The sequence below is a fragment of the Escherichia sp. KTE52 genome (assembly GCF_000408325.1).
In the GTDB taxonomy this organism is placed as follows: Bacteria; Pseudomonadota; Gammaproteobacteria; order Enterobacterales; family Enterobacteriaceae; genus Escherichia; species Escherichia marmotae.
Genome location: NZ_KE138677.1, coordinates 80186 through 102905 on the forward strand (window position 1 = coordinate 80186; position 22720 = coordinate 102905).

At 45.4% G+C, this 22720-nt stretch carries 28 protein-coding genes; 2 read left to right on the top strand and 26 right to left on the bottom strand.

Features of this window, described 5'->3' with window-relative positions; all coding sequences use genetic code 11:
• Positions 1-7: 7 nt before the first annotated feature.
• The 24 genes from A1SC_RS16695 to hokD all read right to left on the bottom strand — a co-directional run bounded on the left by A1SC_RS16695 (position 8) and on the right by hokD (position 17900).
• A complete protein-coding gene (locus A1SC_RS16695) occupies positions 8-400 on the bottom strand; it encodes a phage tail terminator-like protein (protein ID WP_000673077.1) in 393 nt (130 codons plus the stop codon).
• Positions 397-777, bottom strand: a complete 381-nt coding sequence (locus tag A1SC_RS16690; protein WP_001029819.1) for a hypothetical protein — start codon at positions 775-777, stop codon at positions 397-399. Before A1SC_RS16690 ends, A1SC_RS16695 begins: the two co-directional genes overlap by 4 nt.
• Complete coding sequence (locus A1SC_RS16685) at positions 778-1161, bottom strand: hypothetical protein (protein WP_000524260.1); 384 nt, start codon at positions 1159-1161, stop codon at positions 778-780.
• Positions 1161-1556 (bottom strand): hypothetical protein, encoded by a 396-nt coding sequence (locus A1SC_RS16680; RefSeq protein WP_000634214.1) that lies wholly within the window; start codon positions 1554-1556, stop codon positions 1161-1163. The genes A1SC_RS16685 and A1SC_RS16680 overlap by 1 nt, the downstream gene beginning before the upstream one ends.
• Positions 1557-1559: 3 nt before the next feature.
• On the bottom strand, positions 1560-1736 hold the full coding sequence (locus A1SC_RS25410) for a hypothetical protein (RefSeq protein WP_000908084.1): 177 nt from the start codon (positions 1734-1736) through the stop codon (positions 1560-1562).
• 42 nt (positions 1737-1778) lie between these two features.
• Positions 1779-2918 carry a major capsid protein gene (locus A1SC_RS16675; protein ID WP_000918487.1) on the bottom strand — a complete coding sequence of 380 codons (1140 nt, stop codon included), beginning with the start codon at positions 2916-2918 and terminating at the stop codon, positions 1779-1781.
• A gap of 98 nt (positions 2919-3016) precedes the next feature.
• Positions 3017-3781 (bottom strand): DUF6651 domain-containing protein, encoded by a 765-nt coding sequence (locus A1SC_RS16670; RefSeq protein ID WP_000770042.1) that lies wholly within the window; start codon positions 3779-3781, stop codon positions 3017-3019.
• A gap of 104 nt (positions 3782-3885) precedes the next feature.
• Complete coding sequence (locus A1SC_RS16665; protein WP_024214574.1) at positions 3886-4998, bottom strand: phage minor head protein; 1113 nt, start codon at positions 4996-4998, stop codon at positions 3886-3888.
• A complete protein-coding gene (locus A1SC_RS16660) occupies positions 4982-6388 on the bottom strand; it encodes a DUF4055 domain-containing protein (RefSeq protein WP_000763705.1) in 1407 nt (468 codons plus the stop codon). The genes A1SC_RS16665 and A1SC_RS16660 overlap by 17 nt, the downstream gene beginning before the upstream one ends.
• 2 nt (positions 6389-6390) lie before the next feature.
• Positions 6391-7692, bottom strand: a complete 1302-nt coding sequence (locus tag A1SC_RS16655; RefSeq protein WP_000625349.1) for a terminase large subunit domain-containing protein — start codon at positions 7690-7692, stop codon at positions 6391-6393.
• Positions 7673-8767, bottom strand: coding sequence for a terminase small subunit (locus A1SC_RS16650; RefSeq protein WP_000089437.1), 1095 nt, complete (start codon positions 8765-8767; stop codon positions 7673-7675). The genes A1SC_RS16655 and A1SC_RS16650 overlap by 20 nt, the downstream gene beginning before the upstream one ends.
• Positions 8768-8770: 3 nt before the next feature.
• On the bottom strand, positions 8771-8980 hold the full coding sequence (locus A1SC_RS16645; protein WP_000126788.1) for a hypothetical protein: 210 nt from the start codon (positions 8978-8980) through the stop codon (positions 8771-8773).
• Complete coding sequence (locus A1SC_RS16640; RefSeq protein ID WP_001204035.1) at positions 8958-9890, bottom strand: GREB1-related protein; 933 nt, start codon at positions 9888-9890, stop codon at positions 8958-8960. The genes A1SC_RS16645 and A1SC_RS16640 overlap by 23 nt, the downstream gene beginning before the upstream one ends.
• Entirely contained in the window at positions 9883-10674 is a 792-nt protein-coding gene (locus tag A1SC_RS16635) for a ParB/Srx family N-terminal domain-containing protein (RefSeq protein ID WP_016232661.1), read from the bottom strand. Before A1SC_RS16635 ends, A1SC_RS16640 begins: the two co-directional genes overlap by 8 nt.
• Before the next feature lie 137 nt (positions 10675-10811).
• Positions 10812-12269: a Trk system potassium transporter TrkG gene (trkG, locus tag A1SC_RS16630; protein WP_001097895.1), complete on the bottom strand. Its 1458-nt coding sequence runs from the start codon at positions 12267-12269 to the stop codon at positions 10812-10814.
• A 137-nt stretch (positions 12270-12406) separates the two neighbouring features.
• Positions 12407-12871 carry a lysis protein gene (locus A1SC_RS26180; RefSeq protein WP_016232660.1) on the bottom strand — a complete coding sequence of 155 codons (465 nt, stop codon included), beginning with the start codon at positions 12869-12871 and terminating at the stop codon, positions 12407-12409.
• On the bottom strand, positions 12868-13365 hold the full coding sequence (rrrD, locus tag A1SC_RS16620; RefSeq protein ID WP_001135310.1) for a lysozyme RrrD: 498 nt from the start codon (positions 13363-13365) through the stop codon (positions 12868-12870). The genes A1SC_RS26180 and rrrD overlap by 4 nt, the downstream gene beginning before the upstream one ends.
• Positions 13365-13580 carry a phage lysis protein EssD gene (gene essD / locus A1SC_RS16615; protein WP_000839565.1) on the bottom strand — a complete coding sequence of 72 codons (216 nt, stop codon included), beginning with the start codon at positions 13578-13580 and terminating at the stop codon, positions 13365-13367. Before essD ends, rrrD begins: the two co-directional genes overlap by 1 nt.
• A gap of 251 nt (positions 13581-13831) precedes the next feature.
• Entirely contained in the window at positions 13832-14206 is a 375-nt protein-coding gene (locus tag A1SC_RS16610) for a cell envelope integrity TolA C-terminal domain-containing protein (RefSeq protein WP_001348108.1), read from the bottom strand.
• Positions 14207-14377: 171 nt separating this feature from the next.
• Positions 14378-14806, bottom strand: a complete 429-nt coding sequence (gene tolA / locus A1SC_RS26185; protein ID WP_000506936.1) for a cell envelope integrity protein TolA — start codon at positions 14804-14806, stop codon at positions 14378-14380.
• A gap of 1044 nt (positions 14807-15850) precedes the next feature.
• Positions 15851-16393, bottom strand: a complete 543-nt coding sequence (locus A1SC_RS16600) for a DUF1133 family protein (protein WP_000640161.1) — start codon at positions 16391-16393, stop codon at positions 15851-15853.
• Positions 16390-16680 (bottom strand): DUF1364 domain-containing protein, encoded by a 291-nt coding sequence (locus A1SC_RS16595; protein WP_000247763.1) that lies wholly within the window; start codon positions 16678-16680, stop codon positions 16390-16392. The genes A1SC_RS16600 and A1SC_RS16595 overlap by 4 nt, the downstream gene beginning before the upstream one ends.
• On the bottom strand, positions 16680-17279 hold the full coding sequence (locus tag A1SC_RS16590; protein ID WP_000940319.1) for a DUF1367 family protein: 600 nt from the start codon (positions 17277-17279) through the stop codon (positions 16680-16682). Before A1SC_RS16590 ends, A1SC_RS16595 begins: the two co-directional genes overlap by 1 nt.
• 465 nt (positions 17280-17744) lie before the next feature.
• Positions 17745-17900, bottom strand: coding sequence for a type I toxin-antitoxin system toxin HokD (hokD, locus tag A1SC_RS16585; RefSeq protein WP_000813254.1), 156 nt, complete (start codon positions 17898-17900; stop codon positions 17745-17747).
• A gap of 576 nt (positions 17901-18476) precedes the next feature.
• Between hokD and A1SC_RS16580 the strand changes: the two genes are divergently transcribed.
• Both A1SC_RS16580 and A1SC_RS16575 read left to right on the top strand, forming a co-directional pair.
• The gene (locus tag A1SC_RS16580) at positions 18477-19385 is read left to right on the top strand and encodes a bacteriophage abortive infection AbiH family protein (RefSeq protein WP_001297700.1); all 909 of its coding nucleotides are present in this window, start codon (positions 18477-18479) and stop codon (positions 19383-19385) included.
• Positions 19386-19474: 89 nt separating this feature from the next.
• The gene (locus tag A1SC_RS16575) at positions 19475-20866 is read left to right on the top strand and encodes a hypothetical protein (protein WP_016262041.1); all 1392 of its coding nucleotides are present in this window, start codon (positions 19475-19477) and stop codon (positions 20864-20866) included.
• A gap of 262 nt (positions 20867-21128) precedes the next feature.
• Here the strand turns inward: A1SC_RS16575 and A1SC_RS16570 are convergent, their stop codons facing one another.
• Positions 21129-21551 carry a DUF977 family protein gene (locus tag A1SC_RS16570; protein ID WP_016247241.1) on the bottom strand — a complete coding sequence of 141 codons (423 nt, stop codon included), beginning with the start codon at positions 21549-21551 and terminating at the stop codon, positions 21129-21131.
• Positions 21552-21591: 40 nt separating this feature from the next.
• Positions 21592-22662 carry a hypothetical protein gene (locus A1SC_RS16565; protein WP_001262357.1) on the bottom strand — a complete coding sequence of 357 codons (1071 nt, stop codon included), beginning with the start codon at positions 22660-22662 and terminating at the stop codon, positions 21592-21594.
• Between the last annotated feature and the right edge of the window lie 58 nt (positions 22663-22720).

A 22720-nucleotide genomic window follows, 5' to 3' on the forward strand; every position in this document is an offset into this window, starting at 1 on the left:
AATTGCGCTAGAGCGCGCGATATGGAATTTGAAGATTAAGCTGGAACCAGCCATTCTTTTCGCCAACGGCTATTGAGGAAACAGCCTGGTAACTGAGACGATCGTCATCCTGAAACTCAAACAGTTCCCGCAATTTATCGGCTGTCTCAGTAATGAGTTTTGAACCAGAACCTGCGGGGACAAATAACTGAATAATGATTATCCCCGTGCGATAAACAACCGGCCCCGCGCCAATTTCATTAACTCCAGCCTGCCCGGGAATATTACTTAACCGCGCCCAGATTAACTTACCGGAAGGATCGAACGTTGGCCCGTTCGGATACAATACGTCTTTTCCATCAATAATCGTCTGTGCCGTCATTCTGGAAATAACCGTATTTCTGATTTCAGTAAACTTCATTTGTAAGCCTGTAAAACACCATGAAAAGCGTTGGCATACACGCCAGTTGGCGCTTGTTGTGAATGACCGTTTTCAAGAGCCTCTGCATAAGGAAGGTTATTCTGGATATAAATAACCCCGTAATTTGCAGCTTTCGAAATAACCCCGATCCCACGCTGAACAGCAATCGTACCGTTCGGATCCACGTTATCAGATATACCAAAATCGGGATGCTGTAACGACACCAGGTTGTTATTTCTGAAACGTCCGGTATCAACCGGAGCAGCAATATCAATAGCAGTAAGAATCTGCATAGCGATGTAGCGAATCTTCAGCCCTACATCTTCCTCAATCATCCCGGCAAATATTGACGGTTCTATATCCCATGCCTTTGCCATTTACGCTCTCCTTAACTGGATAGAGTAAACTGATGCGGAAGGATCTACACTTGCTGTAATTACCTCGTATCGTTGTAACTGCCTTGATACAGGATCATAAATCTCAATAATATGGTCGACAGCTGGTTTATCCGTAACCTCGCATACCAGAGCGGTTAATTTAAGGTCACCATGCAAAATATTAATCCCATCAATTCTGCCCAGCTTATAACGTGTCAACACGCCTCGCCCGGTATAGATTGCGGTGGATTCGCCGCCAGTTTCCGTCACAGGATCCCAGTGCCGGTGCGTAACGTAAGAACCAGAAAAATCACTCACGGCGTCCGCTAAATCCTCATCAAAAGCAGCGGCAACCTCTGACTGAATCTCTTCACGAAGCCCCATTATCCCCCCCTCACAACCCTGACTTGTGAGCGACTAAGTCCGTACGGTTTCAGCAGTGCTATCGCAAGCTGTAAATCGGGTTCAAGCAATGCAGTGCTGTTTGCTGGCAACTCAGAAAATGATTTCGATACACTGACCCCGTCAGCCGACACGGCTTTACTGATAACAACGCCAGAATCATTTTTCTGCTGAAACAACTTACCGAATGAGGCAATTCTGGCTGCATATGCTCCCGCAAGTTTTACCTCTTCCGGAATACGGGATGGGTTAATTTTCAGGTTGAAGCCATTAAGCCAGGCATTAGCCATTAAAACAGCTTTATTTTTAGCGTTCTCACTCGTCCAGGCGTTCCCAAACGCATTATCAACGTCATCACAGGTCACGTAAGTGATCATGTGTTACTCCTGAGTTTTCCAGCCCATAGCCTTCCAGTTGTCAACTTCATCAGGATGAACATTAGCGATAGTTGGTGCGCCGGGAAACATCTGATAATCGGTCACCATAACCACTAACTCAATTTGCGTTTTTTGTGCGGCTTCACGCTGTGCTCTTTGCTCTTTAGTTAATCCGGCCATATGCCCCCCATTAAAAATGGGGCCGAGGCCCCGTTTGAATGTTTAACCAAGAATCAGACAACCATGTGCCGGCTTCACTGATGAAACACCCCATGCCAGTCCAACTTCATAGCGCACCTGGCGATACTGACGATACAGTGCAATCTGGAACGTAATCCCTGAAATCGGGTCCGTAACATTCATTACATCATCAGCATTATCGCCACCTTCCGGCATTGCCGGAGTACGGGATGCCAGCAGAAACGCGTTGCGATCAAACGCCATATTTGCAGTAAAGGCCCCAACAACTGTGATGGCAGTATCATCGGCCAGATCCTGACGCAGTCCGGGCGCTGCAAGAGTAATCAGATTGCTGGTCGCTGCTGCCACAACATACTGATTCGGATCACCAGCGAACGTAACAATCTGACCTGCAGAAATACTCCCCGAACCAGTATCAATGGAAATAAGAACATCGCCTTCTTTTTTCTCTCCATTCACGAGATAACCAGTTGCAGCAACCTTTGGCGCTCGTTTCACACCTGCCGAACTGTGAATATTGAATCCCTCCAGACGCCCCAACACGCCCTCACGCAGTAGCTGTTCAGTGCCGGATTCATTCACTTTAAACAATACAGACTGTTTTCCGCGCAAATTAGCAATGGCAGTGGAGCCAAGCACCATCTGCAGATCGGTTGTCGGTGCGCCGTTATCCTCCAGAACCTGACGAGCCAGAGCAGCATCAGAAAGATCATCTTTAACACCAAACGGCGTTGTCCCTGCGGTTCCCACGGCGCGGGAAGCACCGAAATACAACGCACCAAGATCAGCCTCAACCTCGTTTGCAAGGGCGCGAAAAGCCTGCTTGAACTGATCAGCCAGAATGGTGTTGTAAGTCCCTGAAGGGCCAAGAGCCAGTTGTTCTTCACCATTCCATTTAACCGGTGCCATTTTGGATTTAGTAATTTTTACATCAACAGTGCCAATATTTTGATCACCGGTATTCGGAGCTGACGGCCCCGGTACGATATCTTCGGTTTTCGCCTCAGGCGCAACTGGCGCGGTTACCGTCTGATCTTTTGCTGCGGCGTCAGCTTTTGCGTTTTTTGCTACCGCAGGGATAAAACCTACCTGCTCACGGGATACAACATCCAGGGCGGTATAAATAGTCGGGATCAACCCGGTCAGGGTATTTCCAGCCATAATTAAATATTCCTTAAAAATTCGCGTAATTGTGAATAGATGGAGTAATGAGCTATCCAGCCCTGACACCAGCTCCCATCCGGAAGCTGACAAATGTGTTAATCAACGATTGTGATACCGTCTTTCAATGCGTTTTGCTTACCTGCAACATCCAGTGCATCAAAAGCAGAGCGTTTCATCGTTTTCTGACCAATATCATGCTGTGTCGGACGGGAGCCGCCGCCATTGTTGCCACTGGCTTTCAGGATGTAGTCTTTCTGAGGGTAATTTTCGACAAGGAACTCCAGCGCCTCATCAAACTGCGCCAGTTCGCCAGGCTTCGCGCGGGAATAAATTTTGTTGCCGGAAGCGTCATAAGCAACGATCCTCCCTTCTTCCACTTTGAATGCCTGCCCGAAGCGGGCTTGTAATAAATCTGCCGGGATCGCAATTTTATCGGCAATATATTTTGAACCCGCAAAACTACCGCCAATCATAGAATCGTAAAGCTGCTTCTCCAGCATCTGAGAGCGTTGCTTTTCTTCATCTAATTGCTGCTGAAAATTTTTCGTAATTTCTGCCTTAACCTGGTCAACCTGTCCCGCATCGAGCAGCTTTTTCTGGTCGATTTTTGACAGCATTTCCAGTGCCTCGATCGCCTTCTTCGGGTCTTCGATAGCGGCAAACTTAGCCAGTTTTTCCTCTGCAGCTTCTTTAGCCAGGCGATGATTTTTTGCCTCGCCATTAAGCTCTGTAATTTTTTTTGTCGCCAGCGGTGCATCGAAGCCAATTTCTTTACCATCGTCGTGCACATAAACTGGCAGGCCAGCAGTATCAATTTCTGCGTATTGTTTTCCGTTAATCTCGACCGTTTTCAGTTTCATATTAGTACCTGGTTTAAGTCTTCCGACAGTTACGCTGCTCACCATCCGGATCGCAGCAATAAAAAAGGCCACCCGAAGGTAGCCTGTTGTAATAAATGATTTATTTAAATCCCTGCTTTTCTGAATACCTGTGCATCACGCTCACGGAGCTGCTTCAGCGTCAGCCATTCGCCTTTATCGGTGTAAAATTCATCTGGCGACATACCACCATCCCGAATCAGCTTTGCTCGGGTTTCCCCCACAATCTGTTTTTGTCTGGTGTAAGGCTGACGCAAAAACCATTCCCTGTAGGTTGTATCTCCGGCCACCACGCCATCCATGCTGGCCCGCTCAGCCGGGGAAATATCGCGAACATCAATACCCAGTTCCTTCGCTGATTTCAGAATGAACGTTTCCGTTGAGCGGCAGCAGAAATGAATTTTTCCCGGCCCCTGCAAATAAGGCACGCTGTGACCTACAGGTTTATTATTCAGCGTATATTTGAGGCGATCCCTGATTCGACATTGTGGCGTAGTACGATTATCAAGCGTTGATAACCATTGCTTACCCTTAATCAAATCATTATTCGCGCTGGCAAAACTCTCACGGGCAGTAGCAGCAAGATGTCCAACCGCTGTTTTTGCAATGCTGGCCGCATTAGCCCGGCTCATCTGCAATGCACCATCCTGAAATCCCTTACTGACATGTCCCCGAATTTTTCTTGCGATCTGCTCATTGGTATCCCCCAGCAAAAAACCCTGACGCACTGTATTTGTTATGCGTCTGAGCCGATCCGCCTCAAGATCTGAGGCCCACTCACTGAGCAGTCGTCCCTGGAATGGTCGCGCCATTGCAGCGGCATAAAGTGCATCAGGAGAGATACCAACCAGAGGGTGAACATCAGCAACAAAATCAGGTAGCATAGAATCAAACAGACTTAACTGATAACCAGCCTCATAAATTGCCAGCTCGTTCAGCTCTCCGGAGAGACTGGTAAACATGCTGTTAATAGCAGTGCGGTTAACCTCTCTGACGCTCGCCAGAAGTGACTCCAGGCGCGTAACGGTAAAACTACTAGGATCGAGGCTGTCCAGTGCTACCAGCAGGCGAGCTGTAAGCTCCGCATCGCTGTCATTCAGTATTTTCACCATTCTGGCAGCCACACCAGTGCTATAGCGGGATATCCAGACTGCATGAGCAATTGATTCATCACGCAGCCGTTCATTCACGGTTTGCATCATTGATTTCCATCAGCATTACACTCTGATTTTTTAATTCATCGATCACTTCCTCTGGACGGGAATCCTGATCGATAAATTTCAACGCCTGCAACACCCGAACCGCATCAATCTGACGTATATCACCGCCCTGACGCAATGACTGAACAGCCAGCGCGGAGGATGAGTCAAACACCTGGGCAGATACATCCAGTTCAGTGCGCACATCCACATTGCCACCGCAACTCTCTCCGCTCCATTCCGCCATTATCTGGAGAATATTATCGAGGGCATCTTCGAGGGAGTTCGCCATTGTATAAAGCGGCGAGTGTTCCTGCATCCGCTCTTCATTAGTCTGATCAACAGATTTGGTGGATGTATTTTCAGCCCGCAGAAGTTTAGCGCCGGCATGACGCATCTGATTTTCCAGCTTCTCAAGTGATGTTTCGCCAGATTCTATCGCTGCGCCACTATGTTCAACATATTCGAGGCCATTTTTTGTTCTGTCCTCAAAAATCGTAGCGGTGGATGCACCAACCGTCAGTTCTTCATTCCTGTCCAGCCCGTAGGCCACCAGCAATGGAACGCGGGCAACATGAAGAATATTGTCCTGCTCGCTCTGGCTTTGCCAGTGCTTGATATTCAGCAAGCCAAGATTAAGCAATGGCGGTGTACCACGCATAAACCCTGTTTTCTTCGTATACAGTGTTACCAGAGGAATATCATCACGGCTGGTATTCCATGACTCATGAAGCGTCCAGACAGATTCGCCATTAGTACCTTCGCTGCGTCGATAAATTTCAACTCGACGGGGCATAATATGGCGGATCTGCTCCACCTTCTTCTGCCCGAAATCATCACCATCAATAATGATGACCTCTTTTATACGCAAATCAGTGAGAACAACTTTCCCTTTTTCAACTTTCGATTTCCATCCAATAACCTGGCGTGGATTCAGCATCGTAACGTACGGGCGACCACCGGCCGCGTTTTCATCGGCTTTTGTCCGAATCTCTTTCATATCCGTTCGTGGATAGTCCACCAGCGCATGTGCCACACCATACTGAAATGCGAGACTGAAAAATTGCTGCGCCCACACATCCAGTCGGCTCCCCTCCATGTCGATATTTTCTGCATATTCCCTGATTTTTTCCGGCGTTTCCTCACTCAATACTGTCGGCTCTGCAAATATGCGCCCAATATTTTGTTTGATGCTTTCTTCATACACAGGAAGTAGCGTAGCCACAGACAGGCGTTTTTTATAAGCGTCTTCATCTTCATTAGGCCATTTGGGGAGATAATTTTCCCCCTGCCTGCGCATTTCAAGCGTACCGCCCATCAATGCGTCGTTAATATCCCACGCCTCCAGCATATCGTTATAGTCGAGGTTGGGTGTTGATATATCAGCCATAATTAAATCCGAAGTGATGTGACTCTTCCGGTCGGTTTGACAATAGGGAATTGCTTAACGATGAAATAACCTCCGGCATCATTCGGGTGATCATTGCCAGATTTTTTATCAGGCTCCCCCTTATCATCCCAGACCTGTTGCTCCAGAGATTCGGCATATACCGGACAACGCTTCACATTAACTTTATAGCGACGCTCACCATTGGCATTGCAGAACATTGCATTCATTGAGTTAACGCGATCTTTTACTGGCGGGTTCGAGCTGTTCACCACAACGTTAAAACCAGCCTGCTTAAGCTGGGCTATATCCGTCGTACTTGCGTTACTTGATTTTCTGGAATCTCCGGAAGCATCTGGATAAATATAAATCTCCCTCACTTTCCGGTAATCATTCCCGTCATACAGCCAGAAGCGTTCTTTAATGATGCGGATCATATCCGGCGTATCGTAGGCATTGATGATTTCAGTTACCGCACATGGAAGCCCCAAACGCAGCACATGGACGATCCCCGCCATCTTTCCAACGTTAAAATCCATCCCAATATAAATCGGCTCCCCTGGCTGCTCCACTTCTTCGCAATTATTCAGTTTCCGGTCAAACTGATGGTAAACAGTACCACTTGTCAGGTTAGTAAACTGTCCTCGAAGATAGGCTTTAATCAGCTCTGGAGGGTATGATTCAAGAAGCGAAGGAATGTAATCTGCTGGCAGGTTCTTTTCATTATCGAAAGTAGATGCCTGCACCAGACCATACAGTGAGGCCAGCTCTGTTTTTTCACGCACGGCTTTAACAAACTGCTCGTAGACAAATTTGAATCCTTCCGGCGTGGTTGTAACGTCAATACCGTTGCGAAGTCCATCAATCTTATAACGCATACGCGCAATTATCTTGCGCCACGCCGTTCTGGCTTTTTCCTTCGGCAAAATGTCCAGTTCATCCACCAGCGCATTACCAATTTTGAAACCGACGATCGTTTGTGGCTTCTCCATCGATCTGCAGATAGTGGTTCCCCGATACTGGCGTCCGTAATAAAAGTGAACCTCTTTATTTCCCTCATTAATTTTTACGTTCAATCCCCAGTCAGCAGCAACTTCTTCCACTGTAGGGTAAAAAATATCGCGAATTTGGGGATACGTTGGCGCAAAATATCCCTGATTTATACCTGGATGCTCCCAAATCCCCTTGCATATGCCGCCACACCCAACCCATGTTTTGCCCGAGCCAAAACCAGCAATATAGGCTTTAAATTTATGGGGCATTGAAAGAAATCGCGCCTGAGGCACATTAAGCGTCGGAGAGATCATCTTCATCACTCCTTACTCTGGCATCAACCACATTAATATTGATCGCCACAGGCTGGGGATGTTCATTATCTTCCACCGTTTCGATCTCTTTGCGCAGCTTCTGGTTTTCCATTCTGCGTCGTTCAATTTCCAGTTCCTGTAGCCGCTTATCTGCACATAAAGCCCCGCCAGCAGAAAGCAAACGCAACAATTCACGCCGGGCGGCAGCCTTATCCTCCAGCAGGATCTCAACGCCGAATTTTCCGAGTTTTGCCCCTGCATATAATTGCCGCGCATCCCCATCAAGCAGAGTGGTATCAGCCATATAAAGCTGTCCCGTTCCCTCACCGCAGCACTTCGGGCAGTCCGGATTGGGTATGGCGTTATCAACAAAGCCGAGGCCTCCATATTCCGGTTCGGGTTTGCCATCTCTGGAAGCCTGCGCCGCTGCCTTGTCGAATTCTGCTATATCGCGCCACTGGTAGAGATGATTCTCGCCCCAGCAATAACGGCAGTTAACACGGCGAAATTGTGCAAGCTGATTGGGGTCGGCCAGGACAATGGCCATCAACTGACTCACCAGTAAATCCAGGTCTGCGGTATAGCGTTTCTGGTACTGATTGCGGAAGTAGCTGATAGCGCGAAAAACCCTGGCATTTCTAAGCATACGACTGGCGTTGCTGTTAGCTGTCGCACCTTGCCCCTCATAACCGGCTAGTCGGTACGCCTCTGTCGGCTTTTTCCCCTGAGCAACAAGCATCGCAAACTTAGCCTGCTGGTCAGAAATGCCGAATTCATCGGGACAGAACGAAAATTCCTCCGCGTCGCCCTCATTCAGGCCCGCATCGAATACTGGCTTTTTTTCCTGAGATTTTTCGTTCCGCTTTTGTGCAGTCTGCGCAGATTTTTTCTGCGCACTTTTTTGCGCAGTTTTGCGCATTTCTGTCTGCGCATTTTTCGGAGGTTTTTTGATGTAACGACGGGCTGTTGCGTAATTCAGTCCCCTTGCTTCACACCATGCCACCGGAGATATACCGGAGCGGGTGTATTCAGCAATATACTCCTGCTGCAACGCCCCCCAGTCCGGTCTGCTCATCAGTTAGTCCTGATTTTTATCCACCCTGAGTAGTTCGCGCAGAGCAAAGGCATCCCCTTTTCTGGCAAGCTTAAACAATGCCGCTCGTAACTCGGCTTCACCTTTCGCTCTGCCCTTACGGATGGCCGCATAAAAATCTGTCATTGCTTCCCGATTTTCTTTCAGTCGGTTCAGATCAACATCCAGAACGTCAGCGATTTGTTGTGCAGTCATCCGGCACGCTGCCAGAGACTCGACTTTCGAATACGGAATCATTTGTCACCCCCATTGATATGCAGGGTGTCTTCTTCCTGTATTTTTCGTGAAGGATTTTTACTGCAGCGTTGTTCCAGGTGACCTGATGGTGAATGCGTTTATGGCTGGCACCCATCAGTGAAATTTTTACGCACGACGGCGCATACATGACGGAGTAAAAACTTTTAACGTAGGTTCCGGAATCCAGATACAGCTCGGTCATTCCGCCGCTGTTTTTCTGCGTCTGTTTCTGCCCTAACTGGACAGCACCGATCGTCATAAACAATTCACCACAGCGACCGAGATTCGTGTACGTATTCACATCCTCGTTAATGCGCCCCATGAATGAGAACGGTCGATCAACCGAACAGATAAAGCTGTTCATTGCCTTGCGTTTCACCCACGAAGCATGGCCGCCATTGTCACCAAGAAAATCCCCGCCCTGCGACATAGCGATGGAAAGAGCAGGTATTGATTCGTAGTACGCCAGCATTTCAGAAAGGATCGCATCCAGTTTCCTTATCGGAAAATAGGCCTGGTCATAGTTGCGATCCACCCGAAACTGGAACTCGTGATAATCATCATCGAGCTGAATGAAGTATTTACACCCGACCAGTTTTGCCAGGTCGAAACAGGCATTACGGGCGTAAAAAATTGAGCGGCGGTCACAGAAATTATCGGCTTCGTCAAAACGACTGGCGATATCGGTTTTGGAAAACACCAGCACCTGTTCACCAAATTCAGCCATGTACTGATGCCGTGTCTTATCTTCATCATCAACAACGATAAAAATTTTCCCGGTATAGCCAGCACGACGCAACGTTCGGTAAGTCAGAACTTTGTCCGGTCGCCCGTGAGTCAGAATAAAGGCGCAAAAATCATCACGCATATTCCTCCTCCTCACCACCATGCATGATCTCCACCATGCGCTGCGTCATCCGGACAAATCCATTTTCAATAGCCTGCTGATAATCAATGATCACCAGCGCCGACTCCTCGAAAAAACACTGAATTTCAGCGGGGGCGTGAGCGTAATAGTCCGCAATTCTGCTGAAATTAAACACCGTGTGACGTTCTGCCGCACACAGGAGGAATTTCTCAATATCAGGCTCAAGGGAAGCCGAACGTATCCGGCTGATCAGCTCCTGCGTTTTCGTATCGTCGTACAGTTCACTGATATCCGGTTTACCGCCCGACGGCTCATAAACAGGCGTATCAATTTTCGTCGTATACGGCTCCTCCTCATTTCCTGTACCGGGCAAAACATCCGTCAACAGTTCATCAATTTCTGTCGGGATGAAGCCTGTCAGGGAGACATCAAAATCAGCATTGATTAGGTCCGACAGCTCCATCCGCAACAGATCTTCATCCCAGCCAGCATTCATCGGCAGGCGATTATCTGCCAGGCGGTACGCCTTTTTCTGCTCATCCGTCAGGCCAGACAGAACAATGACCGGAACAGAATCCATTTTGAGCATTTCAGCCGCCATAACACGACCGTGACCCGCAATAATTTCGCCCTTTTCGTCAATCAGCACCGGATTAGTCCAGCCGAATTGCTTAATACTTTCTACCAGTTGTGCCACCTGCTCAGTACTGTGCGTCCTGGCGTTGTGCGCATACGGTGACAATTCTTGTAATGGGCGATAGACTATCTTTAATTTCTCGCTCATACAGCCTTGCTTTATGAATAAAACGCACCCCAGCAGCCAGTGCTACTGGGGACGGAGGTGTTGCTGGTAAAGTTAGGTATTGGATCAATGAGTGAGTCAACATAATATTAAACTCACAATTATAAATCAGCCATATATTAGGAGCGCCAAAAAAAACCTGAAAACAATATAATAACAGGATAAATTTCAAGGCGACCAAGAATCATAGCTATGCACATTAAACATTTTGCAATGTCATTAAGCACTCCGAATGACGATGCAGTAGCCCCAAAACCTAATCCCATATTATTAATACATGCAGCCACTGTTGCAAATGATGTAAGAAAATCATATCCCATACCATTTAACACCAGTATAAAAAACACCGTGAAGAGAGTATAAAGAAAAAAGAAACTCCATACAGACCTCATTACACGATCTGTAACTATCTTCCCTCCTACATTTACACTCAACAACGCTCTGGGATGAGAAAGCTGATTTATCTCGTGTTTGCTTTGTTTGAAAAGTATAAGAAATCGAAGTGACTTAATTCCACCACAAGTTGAACCTATACATCCCCCAAAGAAACTTGACAACAGCAAAAACACTATCGTATGCGTGGGCCAACTTGCATAATCCTGCGTAGCTAAACCATTATCAGTGAGCATGGAGCTGGCAAGAAAAAACGAATGAATAAAACTTCCATGCAAGTCATACATACCTATATGCCAGACCTGGAAAGAGGTAACAATGATCACCCCTAAGGCTATTAACAGAAAGAAACGAAGTTCAATATCTCTGATTAAAGGTTTTATCGTTTTCCTGCTAATAACAATATACCAAAGAGTGAAGTTGAAAGCCGATAGCAGGGAAAAAGAACCAGCCACCAGCTCAACCAAATAGTTATTAAAATATCCGATACTCTCGCTATGAGTTGAGAAACCACCAAGCGAAACTGTGGAAATCCCGTGACAAATAGCATCAAACAAAGGCATTCCTGCAAGTCTATAACAGACAATACAAGCAATACCTAATAAAGAATAAGTTATCCACAGTGTCCGTGACGTATCGGCCAGGCGGGGAGTGAGTTTGTCATCCTTAAATGGCCCCGGCATTTCTGACTGATAAAGCTTTGCACCACCAATACCCAATAATGGCAATACAGCAACCGCCAGAACAATAACTCCTAAACCACCTATAAAATTTAACTGTGACCGATAGTACAAATATGCCCGAGGTAATGAACTAACATCATCAATTACAGTTGCTCCTGTTGTTGTTATTCCAGAAACCCCTTCAAACAGAGCATCAATGAACGTTAAATTAAGTTCTGAGTCAATCCATAAAGGGAATGCACTAATAACAGAAAACAAAATCCAAAACATTACAATTATAATAAACCCATCACGGGTACGTAATTGAATGCCAGATTTCTTAGTTGTATACCACGCTCCGCCACCAATGCAAAAAAATATAACGAAAGTTATAAAGAAAACGAACAGGCTTTTTTCTTTATAAAACAATGCTACAACCATTGGTGGCAACATTGAAAGACTATAGAGCCAAACCAGGAACCCACACATATGAGTAACAACTCTTACATGAGATGTATTCATATCTAAATATTCTTTCAATTATAACCACCTTGCTGCAATATTATGATTATACTGTATAAAATTTAACTCCTCTTAGATCTTACTTCACTGTTCCTTATGAAACAATCATCAAAATGAATCATATTGTAGTTAAGATTTTACTTTAAACACTGCTCGGTTATGTATTGCTGAGCACCTTCAAGTTGGGCCTGCATCATTACCAGTCGTTCCCGGAGGGTGAAATAATCCCGTTCAGCGGTGTCTGCCAGTCGGGGGGAGGCTGCATTATCCACGCCGGAGGCGGTGGTGGCTTCACGCACTGACTGACAGACTGCTTTGATGTGCAACCGACGACGACCAGCGGCAACATCATCACGCAGAGCATCATTTTCAGCTTTCGCATCAGCTAACTCCTTCGTGTATTTTGCATCGAGCGCAGCAATATCACGCTGACGCATCTGCATGTCAGTAATTGCCGCGTTCGCCAGCTTCAGTTCTCTGGCATTTTTGTCGCGCTGGGCTTTGTAGGTAATGGCGTTATCACGGTAATGATTAACAGCCCATGACAGGCAGACGATGATGCAGATAACCAGAGCGGAGATAATCGCGGTTACTCTGTTCATTGCTGACCCCACAAACAGATTTCACGCTCAATCTCACGACGAGTCATGAGACCTTTCCATTGCTTACCGCCAGCATATGTCCAGCGACGTAGCTGATCACATGCGCCTTTGATATCGCCCTGGTTTATTTTGCGAAGAAGCGTCGATGTTCTGAAATTGCCAGCACCCACGTTGTAAACGAATGAGTAAAGAGCGCCGCGCGTTGTTTCCGGTATATCGACTTTGATGTACGGGTTAATTTGTCTGGCGACAGTGGCAAGGTCTTTATTCAAGAGTGTTTTGCATTCTGCTTTGGTATACGTTTTACCGAGCATGATGTCTTTTCCTGTATGCCCGTGACATACAGTCCATACACCAACAATATCTTTGTATGGTATGTAGCTGACACCTTCCAGACCATCGTTACCACTTGGGCCAGTGATTAACACTGATGCTATAGCAATTGCTCCGCCACCAATAGCAGCAGCAACGACTTTTCGTAATGATGGAGGCATTATTCACCTCTCGCAGCCTTGCGCTTATCTTCTTTAATCTTGAAATAAAGGTTTGTCAGGTACGTCAGCAGGCCAAATACCAGACTACCCAGCACACCGATTGCAGCCCACTGTGACGGAGTTACTCTATCGAGCAACTGTAAAAACCAGTAGCCAGCACTGCCTGCGGAGGTGCCGTAGGCAATGCCTGTTGAAATTTTGTCCATGGATTTCATAGCCTCACCTCCGCACGGAACGGATGGCATAGTTATTATGTGTAGGCTTTCAGACACATCAATCAGAGCCTTAATTGATATATATGCTGGAGACGATGCAATATAAAAAGCTCGCCGTAGCGAGCTGATAAAATGTATTTCTCTGATATTATGTTTATTTGTATTAGCTCAGACTTGACATCACAGGTTTCGTATATAGAACATCATCAAATCTGTCAGTTTGCTATGAATGAGATATAGTAATTGAAGAGCTAACCTCGCATGTCAAAGCCAGATTTCTGAAAATCTCTGTAGACTTCCGGATTGTTGAAGGCCGGAAATTTGGCTTTATGAGCTGCGGACTTTATCGCTTCGCAATAGGCTTTATCACCGTTACTGGTAGATATTTTTAACGCCGTGCCATCCTGAGAGAATTCCATATGCAACCTGCATTTTTTCCCTTTCCAGTTATGCGGCTCATCAAGTTTGGCATTAATTGCAGCTCTGATTCCCCGCGCTTGCGCCCCCCATTCATCCTGATCATCCCAGCGTCCTGAACTGCAACTACCTGTAGCAGTAGTTTTGTGGCAATCTGAAGGGTGTAAAGGTGTGCATCCCGCAACAAAACCGACCCAAAAAGTCAACATAACGATTTTCTTTAATCCCACTTCTTGCTCCTCAATCCATTAAAATCTCAGCAATAGTAGTTGTTACGTCCGCCACTGGCTCAGAGCTGACTATCCGCTAAATTTAGCTCAGTGCCGTAGCTGTGTTAGAACAAACCTAAGCCGAAACCGTTTATTACAAAACAATAAATATCAGGGTTTAAAATCCAGCACCCCATTTTGAAATACTTTATATACTTCCGGCGAAGGGGGGGCAGGTATATCAGCATTCTTTATCGCATTCATCGCTTCACGACATAAATCGAGGTCTCCACTTTCTCTTTTAACCTCCAGTAGAAGGCCATTCGGGGCCATATGCATTCTCAGTGTACACTCTTTTCCTGAATACTTACTCGCATCCCCGAACTGTTTTTCGATGGCGCTCTTGATTTGATGGGCATACAGACGGATATCCTCACTAACATCAGAAGTACGTTCAGATGAACTCACATACTGTGTCTCTATTGCTTTATCGGAGTAATATGATGTACGGTCATGATAATTTGTCGATACAGCATCAGTGCACCCGATAATAATCCCACTAATAATCAACGTAAGAATTGATGCGCTACGAAAACCCATTTTTCCTCACATATGTCATATAGTAAAGGATTATATATACCGTTGTTTTGGACGCTCAAACAGCGAATCAGATCAAATAAAACGCACATTTGTTAACATTTACACAAAGTCTGCGTGGGATATTCTGAAAGAATATCCATAATGTGGAGAGAATCTATTGAAGTGCATGGTGCCGGGTGCCTCCCGGTGAACAAAATGTTCGTGATACCTGTCGGCGACAGAAAAGGTTAATGGTATCACCCCACCGCACAGGGGGATTCACCATGCAGGAGTTTTCTTAGCAAACTCACTGCGCGCCCGGCAACTCCCAACCACATAAAATGCGGAGTTTGTGGCATTTATGCATATAACTCGCAGGAATTATCTTAAAAAACTGATGTCGATCCGGATTAAAAAGAAGCAGGTCATCATCAGATGACTGGAAAAAAGGAAAACAAAAAATACTCATCATACAGTTTTGATTGCAGGGATGAGCCTGCTATGCACAATATGCAGAATATAAGCAAGATAAAAATATGCAGGCATATTATTTCGGATTTTGTTATTAACACAACCTTTTTAATAATCATTTGGCATACAATAAACCAGCCCAAAAAGAACCGCCTAAACAGGCGGTTGGTCAATACAAAGGATGCTTCGTCTTTATTATAGTAATCTGAGGCGTCGGGTGTCTTGTATCAGACAACATATTGTCCCGCTAAACAGCGAATTACAAACCACCCTGCAATGATCTCTCATCTCATTTTATATGAGTTGACGACATCAGGATAACGCATCATCAGCCCCTGCCAAGAAATATCAAAACTCCCGCCAGCAATGTGTTATCACAATATTGTAAAAAAAACACAGCACCGAAACTATAACTGGTCTCTGTTATAATTTGGAGCAGAAAGACCAGTTGCCCAACTAGCAGCATTCTCCCCTGCTTTCCTGACGTAAAAAAACCGCATTAAGCGGTTTTTTTACGATGTCCATGTCTGCAATCCGCCTCGCGATACAGCTTTGCGAAGCATAGCAAAATTGAAGCAGTTTATACGTAAGAAATCAAGCCATTTTCTCAGCAAATGATTCACGCATGGGAATATATAGGGCATACTCAGCAACAGCTAACCAATTAGCAATCCGTTTTTCGCATGTGCTAAAACACCACTCTGGGTGTGCATCATTTAGCAATTCAGCCATTTTGCGCTTAGTCATCCCCCGCCCTTCATAGCGTTGCCGGAGAATGCAAATCAATCCTGGATGCTCTGCCAGCACCTCACTTATGACTCGATCAATACATAACGCCTCTGCATCAGTACAATGCGCCAGCCAGCTCTTTTGCTTGCCGTTGATCATCTCTCGCAAAAACGCTTCCAGCTCAGCTTTCTCTATTCCCGCTTTTTTCATTCTGCGCAGGGCTTCATTAATGGCTGTTTTCGTCAGTTTTTTGGATGCCAACAACTGATTGAACATATTCCCTGACCTGCCACCGCCAATATACGACCAGCGCCCCCACATACGTAGTTTTCCCTGAATCCAGACACTTTCCAGCGTGGTGAGGCGAAGGTGTTCTCCGCTTTTTCCTGTATTCGTTGGGTAAATCATAAATGACCTTTCTTTCTCCAGATTTCTTGTGTGCGAAAAACCCCTTCAGCATGCATCAGGCGCAATTCTTCTTTGGTGTAATCGCTGGTTTTTACCCGCCCGTCGATTAGATCGTGGCATGAGCTACAGGCTATCGCCGCCTGCATATCGTGTGGTTTTGTCGCTGTTCCGCACGTCCCCGCCAGCCTGTAATGCGCCAGCACAGAGGTTTCGGGATTGTGATTGCAGTAGCCAGGGATTCTGATCTGGCACATCTGGCCTTTAGCCGCTTTACGTAAATTCACCATTACGCAAACTCCAGTAGTTGTGCGGCCACATTTTCAACTTCCTCCTGAGAGGAGAATTTACGGAACAGAATCCAGTTCCACAGCACATTCAGTACAGATTTATAAACCTGCTGAAACTCGACTTCGTCCATATTCGCAAAAGCGATGGATTTTGCCCGACGCCCACGGCTACCGTCCGGATAAATATGCTCGGTGTAAAATCCGGCCTGAATGGTTACCCACTCGCGGAAAGCCTCAAACGACTTTAGCAACGCCGTATCCCGGGTTCTACGAGTCGCAACGGTGTTAAGGTATTGCTCTGCGGCATCACTCAGGGCTGGCGTGTGTTCCCGACCAACTGATTCGCACAGGTAATCAACGAAACCAGACAGCAGTTCTCGTTCGCGAGGCGTGATCGCCCCACCGACCGGAGTCCAGTAATCGAATCCCAGTTGCAGGAGTTTGAAAAAACGCTTGTGGAATGCGTAGTTACGCACACGCTTAAAGTCTGCGTGTATCCACTCACCTATTTTGATTTGATGCAGAAAATCGCAACTCTCCGGCGTCGCCGGGAGAAGTAAACCAGAAGAAGTTTGTTTGACCAGTTGTATATGCGCCATTTCTCAATCTCTCGATGGCGCAGTGCAGCAGGTGCCAGTTGTTCAGGCTGGCGTATAAAGTATAAATAAACTGGTTCCAGTGTAAAGCCCCTACATTAATGGAATAAAAGTCAAACAACAGATTGTTGGGATAAACACAACGCTTATTATTAAAAGCGATTAGATAAATTAAATTTTAATGTTATGCAATTTTACCAGATCACCATAACATCTCGTTTGAAACCACCAAAACAACAACCATATCAATATTGATTATGTTAAAGTGAGTAAATATGGAAAACAACAAATCTGCACATTACGCTCCTTTTTTATCTGTGATATTTTTTGTTTTATGCTGTGTGTGGGCATTATTTTTATAAAAATATTTACAGATAAAATAAACCCGCCGAAGCGGGTTAAGTGCGGGTGCATTGAGGATGCCTGACACATCAGAGGTGGCGAGGGATTTCTCCCTCGCCTGGTCTCTTACTCCTCAGGTTCGTAAGCTGTGAAGACAGCGACCTCCGTCTGGCCGGTTCGGATTCGTACCTCGCAGAGGTCTTTCCTCGTTACCAGTGCCGTCACTATGACGGTTAAACAGATGACGATCAGGGCGATTAACATCGCCTTTTGCTGCTTCATAGCCTGCTTCTCCTTGCCTTTCGGCACGTAAGAGGCTAACCTACATGTGTCTAGCATGAAATTGGCCTCAGATTAATGTTAAGCGTCTTGCAGGACGCGTAATGTTAACTGGGGCTTTTCTCTATCTGCCTTTGGTGTTCATGCCTGAGGCAGATAGCCTCAAGCACCCGCAGCAATTCTACTTAACTCACGTCACCTCGCCAATATAAAATCAATCAGAAAGGCGATCCGTAAGAACAACAGCAAGACAATAAATTGCCATTACAGCCGCAATAGCTAGCGCACATTTGAGAACCAGCACGACAACCTCCTGTATTGGACGTACACCAGTCCTGATAAATATGAGGCTGTCTCATCATTGATTCAATATAACTATTGGGTATAGTTTCTGTGATTTTGTTCTGTAGAAATGGAACACAACAACCAGTCTCCACCAGCACTTCTTTAAATACGCCAAGTCCGACGCAAGCTAACCTTCTAGTCCGCTTTGAGCGAACTGTGGAAGCTCGCAAATGTTGTTACATCTGATGAAGGCATTACTCAAAGGAGGGGATAGTAGTCAACGTGGAGCAGGCCATGTTAGTATTTTTATACAATTCGACTAAGGGAAAAACAATGAGGCTTTACATAATAGGAAATGGATTTGACATGCGTCATGGCTTACCAACAGGATACAAGCACTTTAAGTCGTATGTAGAAAAAAATGACCAAGATCTATATGACGCGATAGAAGAATACATTCCTGCAGGGGACGAGTGGAATGAGTTAGAAAATGCTTTAGGTGAAATTGATTATGAGCTTATCCTTCAAAACAGTGAGATATTTTTGGCTTCATACAATACCGATGATTGGAGCGATGCTTATCATCACGATTACCAATATGAAGTAAATAAAATCACACAAATGCTGTCAGCTCGTTTGAAGGAGCAATTCGCTGATTGGGTTAAAGGGATTAACATAGCCGATGCTTACAATCCTAAGCAATACATCCCGCCCATACCAAGAGAAAGCATCTATTTTTCATTTAATTATACAAATACCTTGCAGCAGATCTATGCCGTTCCAGACGAGCAAATCATACATATTCACGGCAATTGTAGTTACGATGACGATCTCATACTTGGTCATAGTTTTAGGGTGGAAAAGTCACTAAATCCATATATAGGACCGGATCAAGATACAAGAATAGCAGAGGCATACGACAGAATAAACGAATACTTCGGTAATACATTCAAGCCCAGCGAAGACATAATTAAAGAAGAAAACGTTTTTTTCTCATCGCTTAAAAATGTGGACGAGGTCATCGTTTTAGGCCACTCGCTCGCCGAAGTTGACGGTGAATACTTTACTGAAATAAATAAAAGCATCCAAGAAAATGCTCGATGGATAGTTGCTTTATATAGAGGTGAGAAAAAATCAGGCAGTTTAGAAGATTATGGTATCAGAGGCTCAAATATTTCTTACGTACAGTATGAAGATATCTGAATGAGACTTCATATTATAACTATAATTATGTAAAAAAGGCTGGTATTTTATACCTTGAGGAAAATAGATAAGAGGAATGAGGTTTGGTTATGATGAATTATACTGATGAGTCAACTTTTCTTGAAAAGTACAAACCGTTTAGGAAGTTTTGGACAATTTTATCACCTCATTATGTATCTTTAATGCATGCACTTGCCAAAATGATAAGGGGAGGGAATCCAATTCAAGAACTACCTTCCAATGATGAGGATTTTCTTGCAGAGTATGAAACCTGTCTCAAAAATTGGAAAGACTCACAAAAAATCATATCTTTTGAGATTATTATTCGGCTGAGAGATATAAAAAGATTGGAAACTGAAAAAAAAGAGCACCATCGAAACAAGGATAAAGAAAATAAAGAAAAGTGTATTGGTGAAATAAGTTTAAAAAAATTTGAAATTCTTATTCTTCGCCGTTGTATTGACTCAATAATTTGGAGCATTCTTGATGAAGAACACTCTAGTTTGCGGCGTTTACCTATTAATGCAAGCAATGACAATCTATCAGAAGATAACATAATTGATTCTATGGTCGCAGCCGATCTTATCAACCAGGACAAACACTCCGTAGCGATTGTCTCTGACATGAGCACATTTGTTCATGTGGGAGATTTAGTCACCTTTAATCTACTGGATGGCTTCCAGCTCGTGGAAGTTAAAACAGGTGAAAAGAATAATGAGCTTTATGAAGCTGCTGAATTTTCTGTTATCTCAGAATGTCCGCACTTTGAAGAAAACTTCATTAACAATATGCCTGACAATGATGTTAAGCAATTTAATCGCATAAAAAGGCAAATCATTCGTGGCATGAATGTTCTGGAGGCGATTAATACTGGCGAGGGCTTTGACAACTTTCATCAGTCTAAAGTTAAAATCAATGAGATAGATCATCCGTCTGAATTTTATACCCACCGCTTAGTTAAAATGTGGGAGATTATTCGCGGAGGAAAAAATTGGGCAATTGATACTATTGATGAATGTTTGTTCTTAGGTATGTACCGTGATTCTGAAATGGGCTTTGTTGCCTTCAATGGATGGATGGATAGTCTCGGTATAAAAAGCCCTGTTGTGAATATAAATGATTCATTCTTTGACCCTTTGTCTCGACCATTTATGAGTTTGCATCTGCCAACTGAAATGCTCTCCGATCTCATGTCGGGACAAATAATCATCGTCATGTGTTTTGACAATGAACTTTTTTTTCACCGTGCTAACAAAACGTACCCGGGTTTATATCTCCTTAGCGATGCAGCAAGAACAAAGCAGCCATTAGAAAATATTCTTCGTGTTGGTTCACAAGGGATAGCTTCTTACGTAGATGGGAATACCAGCTTTTTAGGTAATGGTATTGAATCCCGTATCCTTTTCGATCAGCAACGACCCGACAACATTATTGAGTGGAGCTATGCTAGAAGCGATCTCAAAAAGCAACATGAAGCATAAGCCGTTGGATGGGATTTCCCATGAATTGCCATGGATAATCTAGACACTTCGAGCCGTTGATAATGTTGATTTTCGTATTCTGTCGGTGGAGTATCCCGAAAGGTATAGAGCAAAACCTGGAGAAAACACACAGCATCCCATTTTAATCTTTAACTCTGACCTTCCATAATGTCCGCTGTTGGCACAAAGCGGACAACCACGCTAGCTCTACCCTGTGCCACAAAATGTCAATTTGCATCTGAACTAATGCACTTTAATCTCGTCACTTCAATAAATACCGAACATCTCCCTGATAAAACGACAATATGCGCTGCATAACTTCGCTTTTACGACACTCAGTACAAATCATATTATGACGCCTGTCGTAACGACGTATTTCTCCATCAGGTAATGACCAGATAAGGTCCGGATCAACCGCAGATGGTTTCTTCAGCTTTGCCCTTGAGAGCTTTTTACGGGCATTTTGCCAGTCCTTACGCGCCTGTTCAGACGGGAATAACCCGTAACCAGAGTTGTATACATCGCCACTGGCAACCAGCTCTCTGGCCAGAACGTTCATCAGATATTTTGTTGCCCCAGTTTTAGTTTCCAGTTGTCTTAACGTCTCGCGCCCACTCTGGCGTACGAGTTCAACAACCTGCCCTTTAATTTTTTCCCGCTCTTCTTGTGTAAAAACTTTTGCCACAAGCCCTCCTGAAAATTACCTCATGACCAGAAATTAACACTTACCCCCTGAAGCCCGGCGGAATTTCGTTATCCGGTTCAGAAATATGATTCACACAACGCTGGTTGTTCGTGCCGCTTACCGGGAGCAACCAGGGGTTCTCAAAATTCCGGTCCGGTCCAAAAAACGTCGTCGCTCGCTGAACAAATTCCGTTCCCGTTTTCCCGGTAGCCGCCAAGTATCTTGCGTAACGCCTCACGCCATCCAGCATGGCCTCTGGTGGCACCCCCTCGCGTAATCTGGCCTTCCAGGCACTGAAAGCGGATTTCTTCGGGTTTGCTCCGGCACGCAACGGGTACTCCCGCCAGACCTGTTCGAACACATCCGGATAATCCACTCGTCCCACAGACTGCCCGGTGTTTTCCGGGACTACCCGATCGGCTTCCCGCTGAATGGCGGAATCGGCTTCGGGCTGCTGCAGTTGGTGTGATTGCTCCGGCCTTGCGGTCATCACCTGCTGCACAGCGCCCGAATCGGCTTTCAGCGCATACGCTGAATCGGCTTCCGGTGTCGTGCCTGCTGGCTGACCAAGATTGACGGTCTGAACATCCCCTGCCTGGTTCGTGGCGTTTTTTACGCCATGGACCATAGTGTTTTGATCTTCTTGATCTGTATCTTTATCTGTATCTTTATCTGTCGTGACTCGTCGTGACATGTGCGTGACATTTCGTGACGCGCCGTGACAATCGCCATTTTGTTCCCGCTTTCTTTCCCTCTCTCGCTGCGCCCTCTTGCGCTCTGCAGGAGATTTTGCGGTTTGCGAAATATTGCCGTTGTCCTCTTTAAGCACCTGGCGTTTTTCCCATCCAGTGATTAAATCACCATCAAGTACCCGCCCCTGCATCGTCTGCAAAATTGAATCAATTACCTCTTCTGTCACGTCGAGCGCACTTGCCAAATCTTCTGTCGTGACATCAATGTGACCTCGCGTGACATTTCGTGACGCGCTCACCAAGAGGTGGATATACACTGCCATCACTGTTGCAATTGGCTGCCCTGACACCCTGGCAATTGTTCGCCACTTAGGGTCATTTGGCATGTCATGCCATAATCTGAGCCAGGCGTTAGCCATACTCACCTCTTTTGATACCGAATCTTTTTACTCACAAATTGCCGGAAGTGATCCGGTA

What these genes read in the sequence shown, in the direction of transcription:
- A1SC_RS16670 (WP_000770042.1), bottom strand. Translation starts at nt 3,781, where the DNA reads ATGAAACTGAAAACGGTCGAGATTAACGGAAAACAATACGCAGAAATT.
- A1SC_RS16640 (WP_001204035.1), bottom strand. Translation starts at nt 9,890, where the DNA reads ATGCGTGATGATTTTTGCGCCTTTATTCTGACTCACGGGCGACCGGAC.
- A1SC_RS16575 (WP_016262041.1), top strand. Translation starts at nt 19,475, where the DNA reads ATGATGAATTATACTGATGAGTCAACTTTTCTTGAAAAGTACAAACCG.
- hokD (WP_000813254.1), bottom strand. Translation starts at nt 17,900, where the DNA reads ATGAAGCAGCAAAAGGCGATGTTAATCGCCCTGATCGTCATCTGTTTA.
- essD (WP_000839565.1), bottom strand. Translation starts at nt 13,580, where the DNA reads ATGAAATCCATGGACAAAATTTCAACAGGCATTGCCTACGGCACCTCC.
- A1SC_RS16610 (WP_001348108.1), bottom strand. Translation starts at nt 14,206, where the DNA reads ATGTTGACTTTTTGGGTCGGTTTTGTTGCGGGATGCACACCTTTACAC.
- A1SC_RS16690 (WP_001029819.1), bottom strand. Translation starts at nt 777, where the DNA reads ATGGCAAAGGCATGGGATATAGAACCGTCAATATTTGCCGGGATGATT.
- A1SC_RS16590 (WP_000940319.1), bottom strand. Translation starts at nt 17,279, where the DNA reads ATGGCGCATATACAACTGGTCAAACAAACTTCTTCTGGTTTACTTCTC.
- A1SC_RS16685 (WP_000524260.1), bottom strand. Translation starts at nt 1,161, where the DNA reads ATGGGGCTTCGTGAAGAGATTCAGTCAGAGGTTGCCGCTGCTTTTGAT.
- A1SC_RS16600 (WP_000640161.1), bottom strand. Translation starts at nt 16,393, where the DNA reads ATGATTTACCCAACGAATACAGGAAAAAGCGGAGAACACCTTCGCCTC.
- A1SC_RS16655 (WP_000625349.1), bottom strand. Translation starts at nt 7,692, where the DNA reads ATGATCTCTCCGACGCTTAATGTGCCTCAGGCGCGATTTCTTTCAATG.
- A1SC_RS16645 (WP_000126788.1), bottom strand. Translation starts at nt 8,980, where the DNA reads ATGACTGCACAACAAATCGCTGACGTTCTGGATGTTGATCTGAACCGA.
- A1SC_RS16695 (WP_000673077.1), bottom strand. Translation starts at nt 400, where the DNA reads ATGAAGTTTACTGAAATCAGAAATACGGTTATTTCCAGAATGACGGCA.
- A1SC_RS25410 (WP_000908084.1), bottom strand. Translation starts at nt 1,736, where the DNA reads ATGGCCGGATTAACTAAAGAGCAAAGAGCACAGCGTGAAGCCGCACAA.
- rrrD (WP_001135310.1), bottom strand. Translation starts at nt 13,365, where the DNA reads ATGCCTCCATCATTACGAAAAGTCGTTGCTGCTGCTATTGGTGGCGGA.
- A1SC_RS16650 (WP_000089437.1), bottom strand. Translation starts at nt 8,767, where the DNA reads ATGAGCAGACCGGACTGGGGGGCGTTGCAGCAGGAGTATATTGCTGAA.
- A1SC_RS16660 (WP_000763705.1), bottom strand. Translation starts at nt 6,388, where the DNA reads ATGGCTGATATATCAACACCCAACCTCGACTATAACGATATGCTGGAG.
- A1SC_RS16665 (WP_024214574.1), bottom strand. Translation starts at nt 4,998, where the DNA reads ATGCAAACCGTGAATGAACGGCTGCGTGATGAATCAATTGCTCATGCA.
- A1SC_RS16680 (WP_000634214.1), bottom strand. Translation starts at nt 1,556, where the DNA reads ATGATCACTTACGTGACCTGTGATGACGTTGATAATGCGTTTGGGAAC.
- A1SC_RS16580 (WP_001297700.1), top strand. Translation starts at nt 18,477, where the DNA reads ATGTTAGTATTTTTATACAATTCGACTAAGGGAAAAACAATGAGGCTT.
- tolA (WP_000506936.1), bottom strand. Translation starts at nt 14,806, where the DNA reads ATGGGTTTTCGTAGCGCATCAATTCTTACGTTGATTATTAGTGGGATT.
- A1SC_RS16565 (WP_001262357.1), bottom strand. Translation starts at nt 22,662, where the DNA reads ATGGCTAACGCCTGGCTCAGATTATGGCATGACATGCCAAATGACCCT.
- A1SC_RS16635 (WP_016232661.1), bottom strand. Translation starts at nt 10,674, where the DNA reads ATGAGCGAGAAATTAAAGATAGTCTATCGCCCATTACAAGAATTGTCA.
- A1SC_RS16675 (WP_000918487.1), bottom strand. Translation starts at nt 2,918, where the DNA reads ATGGCTGGAAATACCCTGACCGGGTTGATCCCGACTATTTATACCGCC.
- A1SC_RS26180 (WP_016232660.1), bottom strand. Translation starts at nt 12,871, where the DNA reads ATGAACAGAGTAACCGCGATTATCTCCGCTCTGGTTATCTGCATCATC.
- trkG (WP_001097895.1), bottom strand. Translation starts at nt 12,269, where the DNA reads ATGAATACATCTCATGTAAGAGTTGTTACTCATATGTGTGGGTTCCTG.
- A1SC_RS16595 (WP_000247763.1), bottom strand. Translation starts at nt 16,680, where the DNA reads ATGGTGAATTTACGTAAAGCGGCTAAAGGCCAGATGTGCCAGATCAGA.